Origin of the sequence: Bradyrhizobium australiense (assembly GCF_013114825.1) — a bacterium.
Classification (GTDB): Bacteria; Pseudomonadota; Alphaproteobacteria; order Rhizobiales; family Xanthobacteraceae; genus Bradyrhizobium; species Bradyrhizobium australiense.
In genome coordinates, this window is the sequence record NZ_JAAVLX010000004.1 from 571,085 (window position 1) to 587,484 (window position 16,400).

14 protein-coding genes and 1 tRNA gene are annotated in these 16,400 nt (G+C 61.0%); 8 read left to right on the forward strand and 7 right to left on the reverse strand.

Annotated features, from left to right (window positions below):
• Positions 1-31: 31 nt before the first annotated feature.
• The 4 genes from HCN58_RS14850 to HCN58_RS14865 all read left to right on the forward strand — a co-directional run bounded on the left by HCN58_RS14850 (position 32) and on the right by HCN58_RS14865 (position 3,494).
• Positions 32-943, forward strand: a complete 912-nt coding sequence (locus HCN58_RS14850) for a LysR family transcriptional regulator (protein WP_171580099.1) — start codon at positions 32-34, stop codon at positions 941-943.
• 10 nt (positions 944-953) lie between these two features.
• Positions 954-1,634 carry a site-2 protease family protein gene (locus HCN58_RS14855; protein WP_171580388.1) on the forward strand — a complete coding sequence of 227 codons (681 nt, stop codon included), beginning with the start codon at positions 954-956 and terminating at the stop codon, positions 1,632-1,634.
• 63 nt (positions 1,635-1,697) lie between these two features.
• Complete coding sequence (locus tag HCN58_RS14860) at positions 1,698-2,108, forward strand: hypothetical protein (RefSeq protein WP_171580389.1); 411 nt, start codon at positions 1,698-1,700, stop codon at positions 2,106-2,108.
• A gap of 165 nt (positions 2,109-2,273) precedes the next feature.
• Positions 2,274-3,494 (forward strand): ABC transporter substrate-binding protein, encoded by a 1,221-nt coding sequence (locus tag HCN58_RS14865; RefSeq protein ID WP_171580100.1) that lies wholly within the window; start codon positions 2,274-2,276, stop codon positions 3,492-3,494.
• Positions 3,495-3,585: 91 nt separating this feature from the next.
• Here HCN58_RS14865 and HCN58_RS14870 read toward each other — a convergent pair whose 3' ends face one another.
• The 6 genes from HCN58_RS14870 to HCN58_RS14895 all read right to left on the reverse strand — a co-directional run bounded on the left by HCN58_RS14870 (position 3,586) and on the right by HCN58_RS14895 (position 9,573).
• Complete coding sequence (locus tag HCN58_RS14870) at positions 3,586-4,377, reverse strand: TonB family protein (RefSeq protein WP_171580101.1); 792 nt, start codon at positions 4,375-4,377, stop codon at positions 3,586-3,588.
• Positions 4,374-4,841, reverse strand: a complete 468-nt coding sequence (gene exbD / locus HCN58_RS14875; protein WP_171580102.1) for a TonB system transport protein ExbD — start codon at positions 4,839-4,841, stop codon at positions 4,374-4,376. Before exbD ends, HCN58_RS14870 begins: the two co-directional genes overlap by 4 nt.
• 3 nt (positions 4,842-4,844) lie before the next feature.
• Positions 4,845-5,807, reverse strand: a complete 963-nt coding sequence (exbB, locus tag HCN58_RS14880; RefSeq protein WP_376701175.1) for a tonB-system energizer ExbB — start codon at positions 5,805-5,807, stop codon at positions 4,845-4,847.
• A complete protein-coding gene (locus HCN58_RS14885) occupies positions 5,804-6,493 on the reverse strand; it encodes a Fe2+-dependent dioxygenase (protein WP_171580104.1) in 690 nt (229 codons plus the stop codon). The genes exbB and HCN58_RS14885 overlap by 4 nt, the downstream gene beginning before the upstream one ends.
• Before the next feature lie 22 nt (positions 6,494-6,515).
• On the reverse strand, positions 6,516-9,086 hold the full coding sequence (locus HCN58_RS14890; RefSeq protein ID WP_171580105.1) for a TonB-dependent receptor: 2,571 nt from the start codon (positions 9,084-9,086) through the stop codon (positions 6,516-6,518).
• Positions 9,087-9,333: 247 nt separating this feature from the next.
• Positions 9,334-9,573, reverse strand: coding sequence for a beta/alpha barrel domain-containing protein (locus HCN58_RS14895; RefSeq protein WP_171580106.1), 240 nt, complete (start codon positions 9,571-9,573; stop codon positions 9,334-9,336).
• Between the two features lie 243 nt (positions 9,574-9,816).
• Between HCN58_RS14895 and HCN58_RS14900 the strand changes: the two genes are divergently transcribed.
• The 3 genes from HCN58_RS14900 (at position 9,817) to HCN58_RS14910 (ending at position 14,786) form a co-directional block, all read left to right on the forward strand.
• Positions 9,817-10,983 (forward strand): efflux RND transporter periplasmic adaptor subunit, encoded by a 1,167-nt coding sequence (locus tag HCN58_RS14900; protein ID WP_171580107.1) that lies wholly within the window; start codon positions 9,817-9,819, stop codon positions 10,981-10,983.
• Positions 10,980-14,126, forward strand: a complete 3,147-nt coding sequence (locus HCN58_RS14905) for a multidrug efflux RND transporter permease subunit (protein ID WP_171580108.1) — start codon at positions 10,980-10,982, stop codon at positions 14,124-14,126. Before HCN58_RS14900 ends, HCN58_RS14905 begins: the two co-directional genes overlap by 4 nt.
• Before the next feature lie 586 nt (positions 14,127-14,712).
• Positions 14,713-14,786, forward strand: a tRNA-Gln gene (locus HCN58_RS14910).
• A gap of 149 nt (positions 14,787-14,935) precedes the next feature.
• Here the strand turns inward: HCN58_RS14910 and HCN58_RS14915 are convergent.
• Positions 14,936-15,229, reverse strand: a complete 294-nt coding sequence (locus HCN58_RS14915; protein ID WP_171580109.1) for a hypothetical protein — start codon at positions 15,227-15,229, stop codon at positions 14,936-14,938.
• A gap of 207 nt (positions 15,230-15,436) precedes the next feature.
• On the opposite strand from HCN58_RS14915, the gene HCN58_RS14920 reads away from it, so the two are divergent.
• On the forward strand, positions 15,437-16,102 hold the full coding sequence (locus HCN58_RS14920; RefSeq protein ID WP_171580110.1) for a hypothetical protein: 666 nt from the start codon (positions 15,437-15,439) through the stop codon (positions 16,100-16,102).
• The last annotated feature ends 298 nt before the right edge of the window (positions 16,103-16,400 follow it).

The window sequence follows — 16,400 nt, forward strand, 5'->3', positions numbered from 1 at the left end:
ATTTTCATTATAGAAGAAATAACATTTAGTTATGAGCATACCCGTCCTAGATCCGGATCTCTTGAAGGCTTTCGTGGCGGTGGCCGACAGCCGCTCGTTCACGCGCGCGGCTAGCCAACTTAACCGGACCCAATCCGCCGTTAGCATGCAGATCAAGCGCCTGGAGGAACGCCTCGGTGTCGAGCTGTTCAACCGCACCAAGGCCAACGTTGACTTGAGTTCGGCGGGCGAAGGGCTGCTCGGATACGCAAGGCGCATTCTGACGCTAAACGATGAGGCCGTGGGCAAGCTTCGGGAGCGCAAGATCGAAGGCGTTGTGCGCCTGGGCGTGATGGACGACTATGGGACCTTGATCGTTCCGCCGGTGCTGGCGAGCTTTGCCGCCTGTTACCCGCTAGTCCACGTCGAGATGGAGATAGGGCTCACCTCTTCCATGCCCTCGCGCCTCGGCAAGGCCTATGACCTCGTCATTGCGATGCACCCGGAAGGACATGGCGAGGGTGAATTCCTGCGCCGCGAACAGGCTGCCTGGGCAACCGGTGCGTTTCACCCCGTGGAGCAGCAGAATCCGTTGCCGCTCGCGCTCTATCCGCAGGGCTGCCTGTTCCGAAAATGGGCGATTGAGGCACTGGATGCCGCCAAGCGGCCGTGGCGGCTGGCTTTCGTCAGCCACAGCCTTGCAGCCGTCGAATCAGTTGCGGCGCAGGGGCTTGCGGTGACGATCGTAAAGGCAGGTACATTTCCGCCGAAGCTGCGCCCCCTGTCGGAGCGCGACGGCATGCCGCGATTGCCGGCCGCGGACATTTGCCTGCATCGCACCGCGAATCTGTCACGGGCGGGCGCGCTGCTCGCGGACCACTTGCGGTCGACCATCTCAAACCATCTTGATGAGGTTTCGGTGCGGCGTGCAACGCGCGACGCCATTCCGATCGCCTTCAACTGAGCGGTATCTCGTGAATATTTCATTGTACGCCATCTCCGTCTGGGTGCTCCCTCTTCTCATCGCGATCACCTTCCACGAGGCAGCCCACGCGTTTGTGGCATACCGGCTTGGGGACAACACCGCCTGGCAGCTCGGCCGGGTCAGCTTCAATCCGCTTAAGCATATCGATCCGTTTGGGACCGTGATTCTTCCGGGCCTTCTTCTGCTGTCGCATTCGCCGTTCTTGTTCGGTTATGCCAAGCCGGTCCCGGTGAACTTCCGGAACCTGAACCATCCCCGGCTCGACATGGTCTTGGTGGCACTCGCGGGGCCCGTCACCAATATCGTGCTGGCCTTGATTACCGCCTTCGCCTTCCACGCCCTGCCTTTGGTGCCGGCTGACGCCGCCAAATGGACGGCGGACAACCTCAAAAATGCTTTCCTGATCAATATCGTGCTGGCGATTTTCAACATGATGCCGATCCCGCCGCTGGACGGCGGCCGGGTCGCCGTCGGGCTCTTGCCGCAGGTGCTGTCTTACCCGCTGTCGCGGCTGGAACCGTACGGGATGCTGATCCTGCTCGGCCTGCTGATCCTGCTTCCCGTCATCGGCGCGCAGCTCGGCCTAAATCTTGATGTTATTTCGGCGATACTGCGAACACTGATCGGTTATGTGATCAACGCGCTTCTCTTCATCACTGGCAACGCCTAAATTTGAGATAGAAAACACGCAGGGAAGAACCGACCCGGGGCCATGGCGACAAAAGCTGCCGATATGTTGATTGCACGACGCGCCGATACCCGCGCGAGGGCAGATTTCGCAACCTGGAAGATGCTGGCCAAGCTCAACGGATTTTCCGCCCTGCCCCCCGAAGCGCAGAGCTTTCTTGAAAGCTACCGGCAGTTGCTCGCCAGGATGACGGAGGCGGACGCGTCCGAGGCCACCATTCAGCTAATGTACAAGCGGTACTACGCAGAGATGGGCGGCAGCGGTACGCCGCCGCAGATCCCTTCACGCGCGAGCGAGCCGACCGCTGACAGCGGCAACGTCACCGCTTTCCGCCGTCCGCCTGCCCGGCCGAAGCCGGCAACAATGGGACCGGCGACAAAACCGCGGCTGCCGGTGGCATTGATTTTCATCTGCCTCGCCATCGTCTACGTCAGCATTCGCTACTTCTGGCGCTGACGCGCGCATTTCCTGACATCATGGAGAATGCTTCTCGCGAATTCGCCGCGCGGCGGAATATTCGCGAACGATAACGGTTGGTCGCAACGGCTAGGCGGCTGAAGCAAGGCCGGACATAATGGCTTGCTATTTCAACAAACGTTCAAAAAAATTTCTGGAGGATAGATGAAGCGATCCATTGCAGCGCTGGTCATGAGCACGAGCCTGGCGTTTGCCGGCGGCGCGTTTGCGCAAACGCTCGACAAGGTCGTCAAGATCGGAAGTCTCGGGGACCAGTCCGGTCTCTACGCTGATATCGGCGGGCCCGGCTCGGTCGTCGCCGCGCAGATGGCGATCGAAGATTCCGGGCTTCTCGCCAAGGGCTGGAAGGTCGACCTGATCTCGGCCGATCACCAGAACAAGCCCGACGTCGGCACCAATATCGGCAAGCAGTGGATCGACGTCGAAAAGGTCGACGTGTTCGTCGATCTCGCAAGCTCCGGTGTCGGCCTCGCCATTGCCAACCTCGCCAAGGAAAAGAATGTCGTCAATTTGAACTCCGGCTCGGCGTCATCAGACCTCACCGGCGCGCAGTGCTCGCCGAATACCATCCATTGGGTCTACGACACCTGGATGCTCGCCAACGGCACCGGCAAGGCGCTGGTGAAATCCGGCGGCGACAGCTGGTTCTTCCTCACCGCGGACTATGCCTTCGGTCACGCGCTTGAGCGCGATACGGCCGCGGTCGTCACCGCCAATGGCGGCAAGGTGCTCGGCGGCGTCAAGCATCCGCTCAACAATGCGGACTTCTCCTCGTTCCTGCTGCAGGCGCAAAGCTCGAAAGCCAAGATCATCGGGCTCGCCAATGCCGGCGGCGATACCACCAACTCGATCAAGCAGGCGGCGGAGTTCGGCATCGTCTCCGGCGGGCAGAAGCTCGCGGGCATGCTGATGTTCATCACCGACGTCCATGCGCTCGGACTGAAGGTCGCCCAAGGGCTGAACTTCACCGAAACGTTCTACTGGGACATGAACGACCAGACCCGCGCGTTCAGCAAGCGCTTCACCGAAAAGCACAAGAAGGGCCCGCCGACCATGGTGCAGGCCGGCGTCTATTCCTCGCTGATCCACTATTTCAAGGCGCTCGAAGCGCTCGGCGGCAATCCGCATGACGGCCGCGCCGTAGTGGCCAAGATGAAGGAAATGCCGACCGACGATGCGCTGTTCGGCAAGGGCTCGGTCCGGGCCGACGGCCGCAAGATCCACCCGGCCTATCTGTTCGAGGTGAAGAAGCCTGCCGATTCAAAATATCCGTGGGATTATTACAACCTCGTCGCAACGATCCCCGCAGCGGAAGCCTTCATCCCGCTCGAAAGGAGCGTCTGCCCGATGCTGAAGAAGACCTGATAATATCTTCAGGTCCACCCTCTCCCGTTTTGGGAGAGGCTAACGGCATCATAGCCACGCCACGTAACGCAATGGCAGGAACGCGAGAGCCTTAGCTCTTGTTCTTGACGCGGAAGATCACCGGCAGCGTGAACGTCAGGCCTTCGTCGGCGATGATAGGCGGCGGCATCGGCACCGGATCGGAGCGGCGCACCATCGCCAGCGCCGCCTCGTCGAAGGCTGGATCGCCCGAACCCTTTTCGATATCGGTCGAGAGCACGTGGCCCATGCGGTCGAGGGTGAAGCGAACCTGGATCTCGGCGGATTTTTGCTGCCGTTCCTTCGGGTAACGCTTGTGCTTGTCGAGATGCGCAACCAGTTCCTTTTGCCAGGTCGCGCGTACGCGTCGTGCGCTCTCGCCGGTGCCGATCACCGGTGCGATGGAACGCTGCCCTTCCGGAATGGCTTCTGAACTCGGCGTCGCGGTGGCCTCGGCGGCGACCGACTCGGTGGACGCCTGCGTCTGCACCGCCGCGATCTTCGGGTCGTCCTCTTTCGGCTTCTTCGACTCGTTCTCCGTCACCACCCGGTCGGCCTCTTCGGGCTCGGTCGGCTTGTCCTGCGGCAGCTCGGTTTCCTTGACCTCGGCCTTCTGCTCGGCGAGTTGCGGCGACGCCGCGGAAGCATCGGTATCCGGACCCGGCGGCAGATCGGTCACCTCGCGGTGAACGGAAGCCATTTCGAGCCCAATCTCGATTGCCGACGCGCCGAGGGCGTCATCGGCTTCTTCGGTCTGCAAATGCGCGATCGCCAGCGCCGCGCCGCCGATGTGAAGCGCGAGCGCTATCACCGCGGCAGAAATCCAGAGCCGCCGCGAAGGCTTTTGCTCGTCGAGGCCGGTCAAGGCTTTGCCGGCGCCGCTTGCGCCGCCGCTGCTTCGGGAACGCCTTCGAGCGCCACCAGCTTGATTTTGGAATAGCCGCCGGCGCGCAGGATTTCGAGCACGTCCATCAATTCGCCGTAGGGAACGGCGCGGTCGGCGCGCAGGAAGATGTAGCGCTCCTTACTGGCGTCGGCCATCGCATCCAGCGAGCGCACCAGATCGACGCGCTTGACCATGTTTTCCCCGATCGCAACCGAGAGATCCGGCTTGATGCTGACATAGGTCGGCTTGTCCGGCTTCTTCTGCGGGGTTGCGGTCGAGGTCGGTAAATCGATCGGCAAATCGACTGTCGAGAGCGGTGCCGCCACCATGAAGATGATCAGGAGGACGAGAATGACGTCGATGAACGGCGTGACGTTGATTTCGTGCGATTCCGCGAAATCGCTGTCGTCATCGAGGTCGTGTTCTGCGATTGACGCGCCCATCGCCTACTCCGCTGCTGCGCGGGAATGCGAGCCATTGTGTGAACTGACGTGGGTACGGTCGAGATCGCGTGACAAAAGCCGCCCTGCGGCGCCCGACGCACGGCTGACCATTTCAAGGTAGCCCTTGGTGACGCGCGCGAAGTGATTGTAGATGATGACGGCCGGGATCGCCGCGACGAGGCCGATGGCGGTGGCAAGCAGCGCTTCGGCGATGCCGGGCGCCACCACGGCGAGGTTCGTGGTCTGCGATTTCGAAATGCCGATAAAACTGTTCATGATGCCCCAGACCGTGCCGAACAGTCCGACGAAAGGCGACGTCGCGCCGATGGTCGCCAACAGCCCCATGCCGAGCCGGATCCGGCGCGCCTCGGCGCGCAGGATTTCCGCAAAGCTCGACGCGGCGCGCTCCTTGATACCGCCATCGCTCGATATGCCCGCCGACAGCCGCGCCTCGCGCATCGCTGCCGCAAGGAAGGACGCCAGCACGCTGCCTTTGGCGCCGAGGGCGAATTGCGCTTCCGCCAGCGACCGCGCGTCGGCGATCTTGGCCAGCGCCGAACGTACCTTGCGCTGAACGACCGTCAGTTCAATCATCTTGGCGATGAAGATGGTCCAGGTCACCAGCGACGCAAAAGCAAGGCCGATCATGACCGCCTTGACCACCACGTCGGCCGACTTGAACATCGTCCACGGCGACAATTCCTTGAGTTCGGCGGTTGCCGCCTTCAGCAATTTGCCCTCGCGCTCCGCCGGCGCGGTCGCATCCGAAGGTGCGGTCGGCGCAGCCGCTGCTTGGGGCGGCGTGGCCGGGGGCTGCGATACGGCGGGCGCCTGCTGGGCCGCAGGTGCAGGAGGCGCCGCAGGGGCTGTGCCCTGCTGGGCCGACGATGGCGCCGCCAGCGACAGCATCGCCAGCGTCGAGATCACCGCAAATGTCGTCACGCGAGAAAGAGACATGTTCTTCATACTTCGGCCCAGTAGCGGATCAGGTTGTGATAGATACCGGTCAATTTGACCGTTTCAGGGTCGTCTCGCCCCAGCCGCTCCACCAGGGCCTGGATCGAGGTATCGAGATCGAAGATCAGGCTACGGGCGTGGGCATCCCGTACCATGCTCTGCAGCCAGAAAAAAGATGCCACACGCATACCTCGTGTGACCGGCGTAACCAGATGCAAACTAGACGCAGGATAAAGCACGAGGTCGCCGGCCGCGAGCTTGATCTCGTGGGAACCGTAGAGGTCCTCGACCACGAGTTCGCCGCCGTCGTATTCGTCCGGCTCCGATAGAAAGAGGGTGACCGACAGATCGGTCCGGATCCGCAATCCGGTAAGGGGGTCTCCCCTCACCGCGTTGTCGACATGGAGGCCGAAATGGTGGCCCCCGGAGGCCACATAGCGGTTAAACAGCGGCGGAAAGATCTGCTGCGGGATCGCTGCCGAGATGAATCTCGGGCTGGCCGTCAGTGCTGACAGCACGCGATGGCCGAGTTTGCGCGCGACCTCGCCGTCCGGCGGAAGTTGCTCGTTGCGCTTGACCATCGCCGATTGTGCCCCCGCGGTGGAGCGGCCATCCTCCCAGGCGGAAGCGTCCATGATACGGCGGAAGTCCGCCACATCATCCTTGCTCAGCACCTCAGGGACACAGATCAGCATTCCGCTTGCATTCCCTCGCCTACTAGAATCGCGCCGAGAGCACCATGCTCACGCTACGGCCCGGCGCGACGAACACGAACGGGGTCGCGCTTTGGTACAACGCGTCGTAGTAGAGCTTGTTGGTGATGTTGGCGACGAACAGCTTGGCGGTCCAGTTCTTGTTGACCTTAGCTTCCACGAAGGCGTCGAAACGCCAGTAGCTCGGCAGCTCCGTCCCCTGGTTGGCGGCGAGGAAAGTGCCGCCATACATCTTCGAGCGGTACACCGCCTGCGCGCCGATCTCCCAGACATCCGTGAGCTGGTATTTGCTCAACAGGCTGAACGACTGGTGCGCGACGTTGGCGAGCTTAAGGCCGACATTGGTCGGAAAGAGCAGCGGCTGCGGCGACGGAACCAGTGATTTCGTCACCTCCGACTGCATGAGCACCAGGCCGCCGAACACGCTCCATTTGTCCGTGATCTTGCCACCGACGCCGAGATCGATACCACGGATCCGGTAGGCCGCTCCGGCCGTGATGCACGACACGTTGCCCGACCCGGCCGGAAGGTTATAAGAGCAACCTGGAATCGCAGCCGCGGCCGCAGTGCTGCTAACATTTTGCGATTCCCGCGCGTTTTCCTTTTCGGTTTGGAACAGCGCCGCCGTGACCAGCAAATGCCGGTCGAACAGCTCCCATTTGGTGCCGATTTCGATCGCCTTGTTTTTCTCGGGCCCGAAAATCTGGTTAGGACTTCCGTTCAGCGCGGGCGCCAAGCCACCATATTGTGCGCTGGTGCCATCGAATTCGGCGCCTACCGGGTTCGACGACGTCGCATAGGCAGCATAGACGCTGCCGTTCGGCAGCGGCTTCAGGGTCAGGCCGAGGTTGAAGTTCGGCATGCCGTGCTGCTGCTCCTGCGCGTTAAACGTGTTCGGCCGATTGTTCACTGTGCCGAAACCGCTCGCCTTGATGTTGTAGTCATCGTAACGAATGCCGCCGTTCAGGATGACGAGGTCGTTGTAATTGGCGGTGTCGATCAGGTAGACGCTCTTGGTATCGATCGCGATTTTGGTCGGCAGTCCAGACCAGGTCGGATTGCCGCCGAAATTCGCAAAGGTATATTGAGGTGCGTAAATGCTGACGCCGCTTACCGACCCGCTGGCGGCTCCGCCCGTCAATTGCTCCGAACTCAGGCCGACATAGCGATCGATGCTCGCGATCTCGCGAGAGATTTCCACCCCGCCAAGCGCGGTATGCTTCCATCCTGCCAAGCCGAATTTGTACGTCGCCTCGGTCTGGTTGGCGATGTTTTCGGTCACTTGATAGCGGCTCTGCGGATTTGCGCTGAGCGTGTTTGTGTTCGTATTCGGCGCTTCCGGAAGCGTTCCGATATAGTCGAGTACCGAACGCTGAACCCTGCTCTTGTTGCTCAAGGTCAGGTCTGGCGTGATCGCGACCTCGCCCCCGACGGTTCCGATGTCCTGCTTGATGCTGTAATAGTCGCGATTGACGAAGCCGTAAAAATTGTTGCGGTTGACGCCAAAGTCCGGGTACGGGCCGCCCGAGGTGTTGGCGAACCGGTTGCCGGGCTGTGGCGCCCCCGGCCGGTAATACGGCACACCGAAATCAGGCAAACCGTGCAAATTGGTGTGAATATAGTTCGCGTACAGCTTCACGGTGTCGAGCGGCGTCCACTTCGCGGCAATAAATCCGCCGTCGCGATCGTCCTTGATGTAGTCGCGGCCTGCGACGCCTGCGTCCTGGAACAGGCCGCCTGCGCGAACAGCGAGCGTTGGGCTGATCACCTGGTTGACGTCGAGCACCACCCGCTTGGTATGGTCGGTGCCGAACGTCGTGTCCATGTTGTAGAAGCTCTTCTCGGTGGACGCCTGCTTGGTCACGATGTTGATCGCGCCGCCAGTTGTGCCGCGGCCCGCGAAGGACGAGCCCGGCCCGCGCAGAATTTCGACCTGTTCGGTGAAGAAATTTTCGCGGACGCTGACCCCGGCATCGCGCATACCGTCGAGGAAGACGTCGTTGCGCGCGTCGAAGCCGCGGATGAAGAAGCGGTCGCCGAAGGCATTACCACCCTCGCCGGTGCCGAGCGTCACGCCGGCCGTGTTCAGCACCGCCTGCTTCAGCGTAGTGGCGTTCTGGTCAGCCAAGACCTCTTTGCTCAGCACGGTAACCGTCTTCGGCGTGTTCAACAGTGGTTCGGGGAACTTGCCTGACGATTGCAGGCGATCAACCTTGTAGGGCGCGGCGGCATCCGCGTACGGGTTGCGATCGGCGGCTAGTCCACCGGCATTGGGGAACGGCACGGCGGCGACCTGCGCCGGCTGCGATCGGCGGGCGGCACGGCGCAGCGCCGAGCGGGCGCGGAGCTGGTCTGGTGAAGGTTTTGATACAGCAGGACGCGGGCGAGCGACCGGGGCATCGACCGTCACCGGCGGGAGGCTGGATTGCTGCGCTTCAGCGCCGGAAAAGGACGCCACCGCAATGAGACCCGCAACCGCGGAAACCTTCTTGCCGGAATTGTTCTCAAACGTCTGACCGACCGAGTTGATCGCCGCTTCGAAGCGAAGCGACCTCGGTGCTTTTGCAAGATTCATTACGTGCCCCTGATGAATTTCGATTCGCGACAAATCGACATGCGGCGAATGGTCCCGCGCGGTAGGTACCGAGCGAAAATTTTGGGGTCAACGCGATCGGGGCAACACTCCGGTTGAATCCGTCCAGATCACAACGATTCTAATCTGCAGTTTGAAATGGTTCTAAAAATACTTTGTAAGCGTTCTAAAGAGAGGCAACAAACGCCGCAAGATCGGGCATTACTTGCATCGCCGCCTTCCCCGACCATCAATCCGTGCTCGGCGGCTTCATCAGCGAAAACAATTCATCGACCGTCGATTGCGCGACCTGGCGGACGCGATCGGTGTTGTCCATGCCGGCGATGTTGACGCCGCTTACGACCGCTTTGATCTCATCGCGAAAGTCGGTGAGAAATCGCAAGGGGTCGGGCGAATCGTTCGCGACGCGCGCAATCAGTCCCGTGATCAGAATCTGGCACGCCATCATGCGTCCGTTCAGTTCGTCCATCCTGCACCCCCGATTTTCGCAAACCTTCGCGCACGCGATATGAACGACAACAATCGTCCATTCAACCCTGCTCGAAAGATGTGCCCGAGATCGCGAGCCATTTTGATACCAGCGCCGCCCCCTTCGACCGCTGCAGCAAACCTTTCCAATTGTTTAGGATTCTCAAGCCTTAGTGTTTGTACAGGGCAAGCGCGCGAACGTTATACGGGTAGTGCGGGGAACTTCCTGAAACCATGAGCCGCCATGTCGAGGTCGCGCACCATCCGCTGGGTTCTGTTGATCGCAGCGATCGCTTCGCTGGGTTATTTTGGCTGGCAGCGATTCCAGAACGAAGGTCGTCAGGCGCAAGCTGAAGCCCAGAAGCCCGCGCCTGCCCGTGCAGCCGTCCCCGTGCGAACGACCCTGGTCGAAAAGACCGACTTTCCCGTCTATCTGACCGGCCTCGGCACCGTGCAAGGCTTCAATACCGTCGTCGTTCGCACCCGCGTTGACGGTCAGATCAACCGGATCGCGTTTCAGGAGGGCCAGTTCGTCAAGCAAGGCGACACGCTGGTCGAGATCGATCCACGGCCGTTCCAGGCCGCGTTCGACCAGGCCAAGGCCAAGAAGGCGCAGGACGAAGCCAACCTCGCCAATGCCAGCCTCGACCTGCAGCGCTATACCAAGCTCGGCGAATTCGCGACCCGGCAACAGACGGATACGCAGCGCTCGACGGTCGCGCAGCTGACCGCCCAAATCCAGGCCGATGCGGCGGCAATATCCAACGCCCAGACCCAGCTCGACTACGCCACCGTCAGGGCACCGATTTCCGGCGTGGTGGGACTTCGCCTCGTCGACGTCGGCAATATCGTCAATGCCGCAACACAGACCGGCATCGTCACCATCGCCCAGATCGAGCCGATCGCGGTGATCTTCACCGCGCCGGAAGAGCAGTTGCCGGATATCAAGGCCGCTCTCGCCGCCGGTTCTCCGAAAACCATTGCGCTCTCCACCGATGGCAAGCGGGTGCTCTCGACCGGCACGCTTTCCTTGATCAACAACCAGGTCGATACGTCGAGCGGCACCATCAGGCTCAAGGCCGTGTTTGACAACAAGGATCACGCATTGTGGCCGGGCCAGTCGGTTTCGACCCGGCTGCTGATTGCGACACTGAAGGACGCAACCGTCATTCCCGATGATGCCGTTCAGCACGGCCCCAACGGTCTTTACGCCTACACGGTCAGTCCCGAGAACAAGGCCGAACTCCGCCAGATCAAGGTGACGCGGTCGATCGACGGGCGTTCCTTGGTGGATGAGGGACTGTCGCCGGGCGATCGGGTGATCACGGCGGGCCAGTTCAAGGTTCAGCCGGGCACATCGGTGACGTCGGCGGTCGCCAGTTCGGATCAGGCGAAGGTTGCCCGGGAATGAGCCAGGGAATTTCCGCTCCCTTCATTCGCTACCCGATCGGGACCTCGCTGATGATGGCGGGAATCCTGTTCGTCGGCCTCGTCGCCTTTCCGCTGTTGCCCGTCGCCCCACTGCCGCAGGTCGACTTCCCGACTATCCAGGTCACCGCCAGTTTGCCGGGCGGCAGCCCCGAAACTATGGCCTCGTCGGTTGCGCAGCCGCTGGAGCGCCAGTTCGCGCAGATACCTGGCGTCGCGCAGATGACCTCGACGAGCTACCTCGGCACGGCCGCAGTTACCATTCAGTTCGATCTGAACCGCTCGATCGACGGAGCGGCCAACGACGTGCAGGCCGCGATCAATGCCGCCGGCGGCCAGTTGCCGAAGAACCTGCCCTCGCCGCCGACCTATCGCAAGGTCAATCCGGCGGACTCGCCGATCCTCTTGTTGTCGGCGACATCGGACACGCTGCCGCTGACCACGGTGAGCGACGCCGTTGACGCCCAGCTCGCGCAGCAGATCAGCCAGATTTCCGGCGTCGCTCAGGTCATCATCGGCGGCCAACAAAAGCCCGCAATCCGCATCCAGATCGACCCGGCTAAGCTCGTCGCCAAGGGGCTGTCGCTCGAAGATGTGCGCAGCCAGATCGCGATCACGACCGTCGACAACCCGAAGGGCAATATCGACGGCGAGCGCCGCGCCTATACCATTTACGCCAACGACCAGTTGCCGGAATCGAAGGACTGGAACGACGTCATCATCGCCTATCGCAACGGCGGCCCGCTGCGAATCCGCGATATCGGCCAGGCCGTCACCGGGCCCGAAGACGCCAAGCAGGCGGCTTGGGCCAATGGCAAGCGCGGCGTGTTCCTGGTGATATTCAAGCAGCCCGGCGCCAACGTCATCGAGACCGTCGACAAGATCAAGGCGACGCTGCCGCGGCTGGTCGCCGCCATCCCGCCGGCAATCAAGATCGAGGTGATCAGCGACCGCACCCAGACCATCCGCGCCGCAGTCGACGACGTGCAATTCACCATGCTGCTGACCATCGCGCTGGTCGTGATGGTGATCTTCATCTTCCTGCGCAGCTTCTGGGCAACGGTAATCCCGGCAGTCACGGTGCCGCTGGCGCTGCTCGGCGCCTGCGCACTGATGTGGGTGTTCGGCTATACGCTTGACAACCTTTCGCTGATGGCGCTGACCATCGCCGTCGGTTTCGTGGTCGACGACGCCATCGTGATGCTGGAAAACATCACGCGCTACATCGAGGAAGGCGAAAAGCCGATGGCCGCCGCCTTCAAGGGCGCCAGCGAAATCGGCTTCACCATCGTGTCGATCAGCATCTCGTTGGTCGCGGTGCTGATCCCGTTGCTGCTGATGGGCGGCATCATCGGGCGGCTGTTCCGGGAATTCGCGGTAACGCTGGCGATGACCATCTTCGTGTCGATGATCGTGTCGTTGACGCTGACGCCGATGATGGCCTCGCGCTTCCTTCGCGCGCACGGCGAAACCAGGCATGGCCGGCTTTATCAATGGAGCGAGCGCGGTTTCGACGCGATGCTGCGCGTCTACGAGCGCGGTCTCGATCTGGCGCTGCGCTGGAAGCTCACCACACTGATGATCTTCTTCGCCACCTTGGGATTGTCGGTCTATCTGTTCGTCATCATCCCGAAAGGTTTCTTTCCGCAGCAGGACAACGGCCTGATCACCGCGACGTCAGAGGCCAGCCAGGACATCTCGTTTGCCGACATGAAGCGGCATCAGGAGGAGCTTGGAAAAATCGTGCAGGCCGACCCGGACGTAGCCTCGGTCGCGATGGCGATCGGCGGCAGCGGCCGCGCCGGCAATAACGGCAGCCTCTACATCACGTTAAAGCCGCGCGACGAGCGCAAGGCGAACGCGCAGCAGATCATCGCGCGCCTACGTCCGCAGTTGGAGAAGGTCGAAGGCGCGCGTCTCTACATGCAAGCGGCGCAGGACGTGCGGCTCGGCGGCCGGCCGACGCGAACCCAGTTCGAGTTCACGCTGCAGGACGCCGATCTCGCCGAGCTGAACGAATGGGCGCCGAAGATTCTGGCGAAGATGCAGACCCTGTCCGAACTGCGCGACGTCGCCACCGACCAGCAGACCAACGGCACCACGCTGGAGCTCAAGATCAACCGCGACACCGCCGCGCGCTACGGCATCCAGCCACAACTGATCGACGACACGCTCTATGATGCGTTCGGCCAGCGCCAGGTGACCCAGTATTTCACCCAGCTCAATACCTACAAGGTGGTGCTCGAGGTACTGCCGGAGTTGCAGGGCAGCCTGGACACGCTGAACAAGATCTATGTGAAATCGCCCACCACCGGCGACCAGGTGCCGCTATCGACCTTTGCGACCTGGACCAGCGTGCCGGTGCGGCCATTGTCAATCAGCCATCAGGGCCAGTTTCCGGCGATCACGATCAGCTTCAACCTCGCGCAAGGGGTGGCGCTGGGACAGGCGACCGACGCCGTGCAAAAGGCGATGGTCGATCTCGGCGCGCCGACGACGCTCAATTCGAGCTTCCAGGGCACCGCGCAGGCGTTCCAGCAGTCGCTCGGCACCGTGCCGCTGTTGATCCTCGCAGCGCTCGTGGTGGTGTACCTGATCCTCGGCATTCTCTACGAAAGCTACATCCATCCGATCACGATTCTGTCCACGCTGCCGTCCGCCGGCGTCGGCGCACTGGCGATCCTGATGCTGTTCGGGTTTGATTTCAGCTTGATCGCGCTGATCGGCATCGTGCTCTTGATCGGCATCGTGAAGAAGAACGGCATCATGATGGTCGATTTCGCGATCACGGCCGAACGCGACGAGCAGCTCGAGCCTGAGGCCGCGATCCGAAAGGCGGCGCTGTTGCGATTCCGCCCGATCATGATGACGACGATGGCAGCGCTGCTCGGCGGCGTGCCGCTGACGCTCGGTACCGGCACGGGATCGGAAATTCGCCAGCCGCTCGGTTATGCCATGGTCGGCGGCCTGCTCGTCAGTCAGGCGCTGACGCTGTTCACGACGCCGGTGGTCTATCTCTATCTCGACCGGCTTTCGAACGTGTTTGCACGATGGGGCCGTTCGTCCAATTCTAACCATGACGCGCACCTGAACGCTCACGGCTCAGTCAAGCAAGCCGCCGAATGACTTGATTTTGCACGGCAACCCACAGATCCGAAGGTGATCTGGAGACGATTACGATTCCGATGCCGCTGGCGGATTTCGCTGCAGCGTATGAGAAGATCAAGTAAGGCAGACCTCAGGTCTTGGCCCCGTCCTTGCGAGGAGCGTTAGCGACGAAGAAATCCATACCGCCCAGACGGCGGGATGGATTGCTTCGCTGCGCTCGCAATAACTGGGCTGTCACCGACATCACTACTGCCGCGCCACCTCCGCGGCTCCAACCCCTTCGCCGTCCAGCTTTTGGTCGTCATGGATGTCAACCGTCACCTTCAGCAACTGCCCGGTGAATTCGAACGGCGCCTCGTACTGCGAGACCGGGCTGGAGCGGTCGCGACCTATGTCGAGGCCGGATCATGAGGTGGCGGAGACCATAGCAAATGCCGGCTGCACAAACCCCGCAATTCGCCGAAAATGCCTCTCCTTCCACGCTTGCCAAGGCCCGGACCGAGCGAGTAGAACGGCGCACCAGCGAAAGCGGTGATTTGCACAATCCCGCTCCAGCCGATTGCCCGGACATTCATGTAACACGTTGATGTCATTGAGCAATTCTTGGGGAATGGTGTAACGGTAGCACAACAGACTCTGACTCTGTTTGTCTTGGTTCGAATCCAGGTTCCCCAGCCAGATTTCCCTGAAAGATTCAACTCATTGAAATCATTACACTTGTTGCGCTGGGTAACTGACGTACCCCAACGCTGACCCTAACGACTGACCCAACGCCCGCGCGATCTGATCCCTCGTCATCGGATGAGAGCTTAGGTCGCCGTTATCGTTCAGAACATCTCGTCCGTGACACCCCTCGTGCCTGACGTCCAATGATGGTCAATAGCCTTGTACACGTCACCAACCCACTTCTCATCACGAGCGGCCTGCGCTCCGACGTAGTCATTTCCCTGGAGCCACGTTGTGAGTGCGAACCGCACCCCTTCGAGTTCAAGGTTGCCGATCACGTCGGACAAGTAGACGTGGCCATCTTCCCCCACACGAAGTTGGCGATGCTGGCTGTCATCTTTCGATGCGATCAATTCCCTAACCGCGTCGATCGTGAATGTCTCTGGCTTATTCATGTTTATCACGCCACGTTCCCTCCAACTGGAAATGTGCCTCGATTTTCCCAAGTCAAGCCCGAACTCAGGAGCATCCTCAACACCGGGCCAACAAGGACGGGCGTTCGGCCCGCTCGCCAAAGCGACGGCACAGATAGAGGCTCCGGTGGACTTGTCAGGATTGGCGTGGCGCGTACCACAAGTGACCGCCAATGAAGGAGGGACGGAATGACAACTCTGGGACCGCTGCAAATGCGGGCGACGCTTAGCTTAAGATCGAACTTTGCGGTCAATCATTTGCGCGTGGCTAGTCGTGAAGCACGCAGTGCTCATGAGGTCGAACAGCTCAACGATATAAGCCAGCATGGCCCATGGTTTGACCAGATGATGATGCATGTTCCTGTAGCGATCGTGATGGCCGCGGCTGCTCTCGAAGCGAACTGCAATGAGATAGTACAGGACATCCTCGATGGATCGGCACGACTGTCGCTAGCGGCAGGGCATCAGGCTCTCTTGCGTGACTTGAAGGGCGACTACTCCGGAAATGCGATGGAGAGGTACCGTAAGCTAGCCCTTCTGCTGGACAAAGCGCCAGCATTAGGAGCCCTTCCATGGCAGAACGCCAGCCTGCTTGTCCGCTTCCGAAACGCCTTCATGCATTTCAAGCCGGCGTGGGACCATGAGACTGATGTGCATGATGGCAAGTGGATTAAGGAGCTTAAGGCGCGAGTTTCAATTAGCGCAGGCTATCAGTCCAAGTTCATGTTCCCGTACGGCTTCATGACGTATGGCTGTGCCAAATGGGCTGTGGAAAGCGCGGGGATGTTCTCCGCAAACTTCTCTGCGTTGATTGGCGTGAGAGACCGATTAGCTGGCGGCGATGCCCTTCCATAAACTTGCCCGTTGATCGACCACCATCATCACAGAGTTGATGGGAGGAGCATTGAGGCCGGCGGCTTGCACCAGCCTTGAGGTTACCGCCTTGAGGCACTGTCCTTGAAGTCCCCGCATTGAGGTTGGGCCATTGAGCCGTGACCATTGGGTGGAGCACTCGGTCTACAGCCCCCTCTCCCTCACCCTCGTGCACATGCATGGAGCCGTGGCATTGGGTTCATGACATTGGGCTCACGCCGTTGGGTTCTCGCTTACGTGACCCTCGAAGTTGGCCCGGTGTGTGGTGGTAGGTATCTAG

Coding starts and splice junctions, on each gene's coding strand:
- HCN58_RS14850 (WP_171580099.1), top strand. CDS start 32: ATGAGCATACCCGTCCTAGATCCGGATCTCTTGAAGGCTTTCGTGGCG.
- HCN58_RS14860 (WP_171580389.1), top strand. CDS start 1,698: ATGTTGATTGCACGACGCGCCGATACCCGCGCGAGGGCAGATTTCGCA.
- HCN58_RS14865 (WP_171580100.1), top strand. CDS start 2,274: ATGAAGCGATCCATTGCAGCGCTGGTCATGAGCACGAGCCTGGCGTTT.
- exbD (WP_171580102.1), bottom strand. CDS start 4,841: ATGGGCGCGTCAATCGCAGAACACGACCTCGATGACGACAGCGATTTC.
- exbB (WP_376701175.1), bottom strand. CDS start 5,807: ATGAAGAACATGTCTCTTTCTCGCGTGACGACATTTGCGGTGATCTCG.
- HCN58_RS14885 (WP_171580104.1), bottom strand. CDS start 6,493: ATGCTGATCTGTGTCCCTGAGGTGCTGAGCAAGGATGATGTGGCGGAC.
- HCN58_RS14890 (WP_171580105.1), bottom strand. CDS start 9,086: ATGAATCTTGCAAAAGCACCGAGGTCGCTTCGCTTCGAAGCGGCGATC.
- HCN58_RS14895 (WP_171580106.1), bottom strand. CDS start 9,573: ATGGACGAACTGAACGGACGCATGATGGCGTGCCAGATTCTGATCACG.
- HCN58_RS14900 (WP_171580107.1), top strand. CDS start 9,817: ATGTCGAGGTCGCGCACCATCCGCTGGGTTCTGTTGATCGCAGCGATC.
- HCN58_RS14905 (WP_171580108.1), top strand. CDS start 10,980: ATGAGCCAGGGAATTTCCGCTCCCTTCATTCGCTACCCGATCGGGACC.
- HCN58_RS14915 (WP_171580109.1), bottom strand. CDS start 15,229: ATGAATAAGCCAGAGACATTCACGATCGACGCGGTTAGGGAATTGATC.
- HCN58_RS14920 (WP_171580110.1), top strand. CDS start 15,437: ATGACAACTCTGGGACCGCTGCAAATGCGGGCGACGCTTAGCTTAAGA.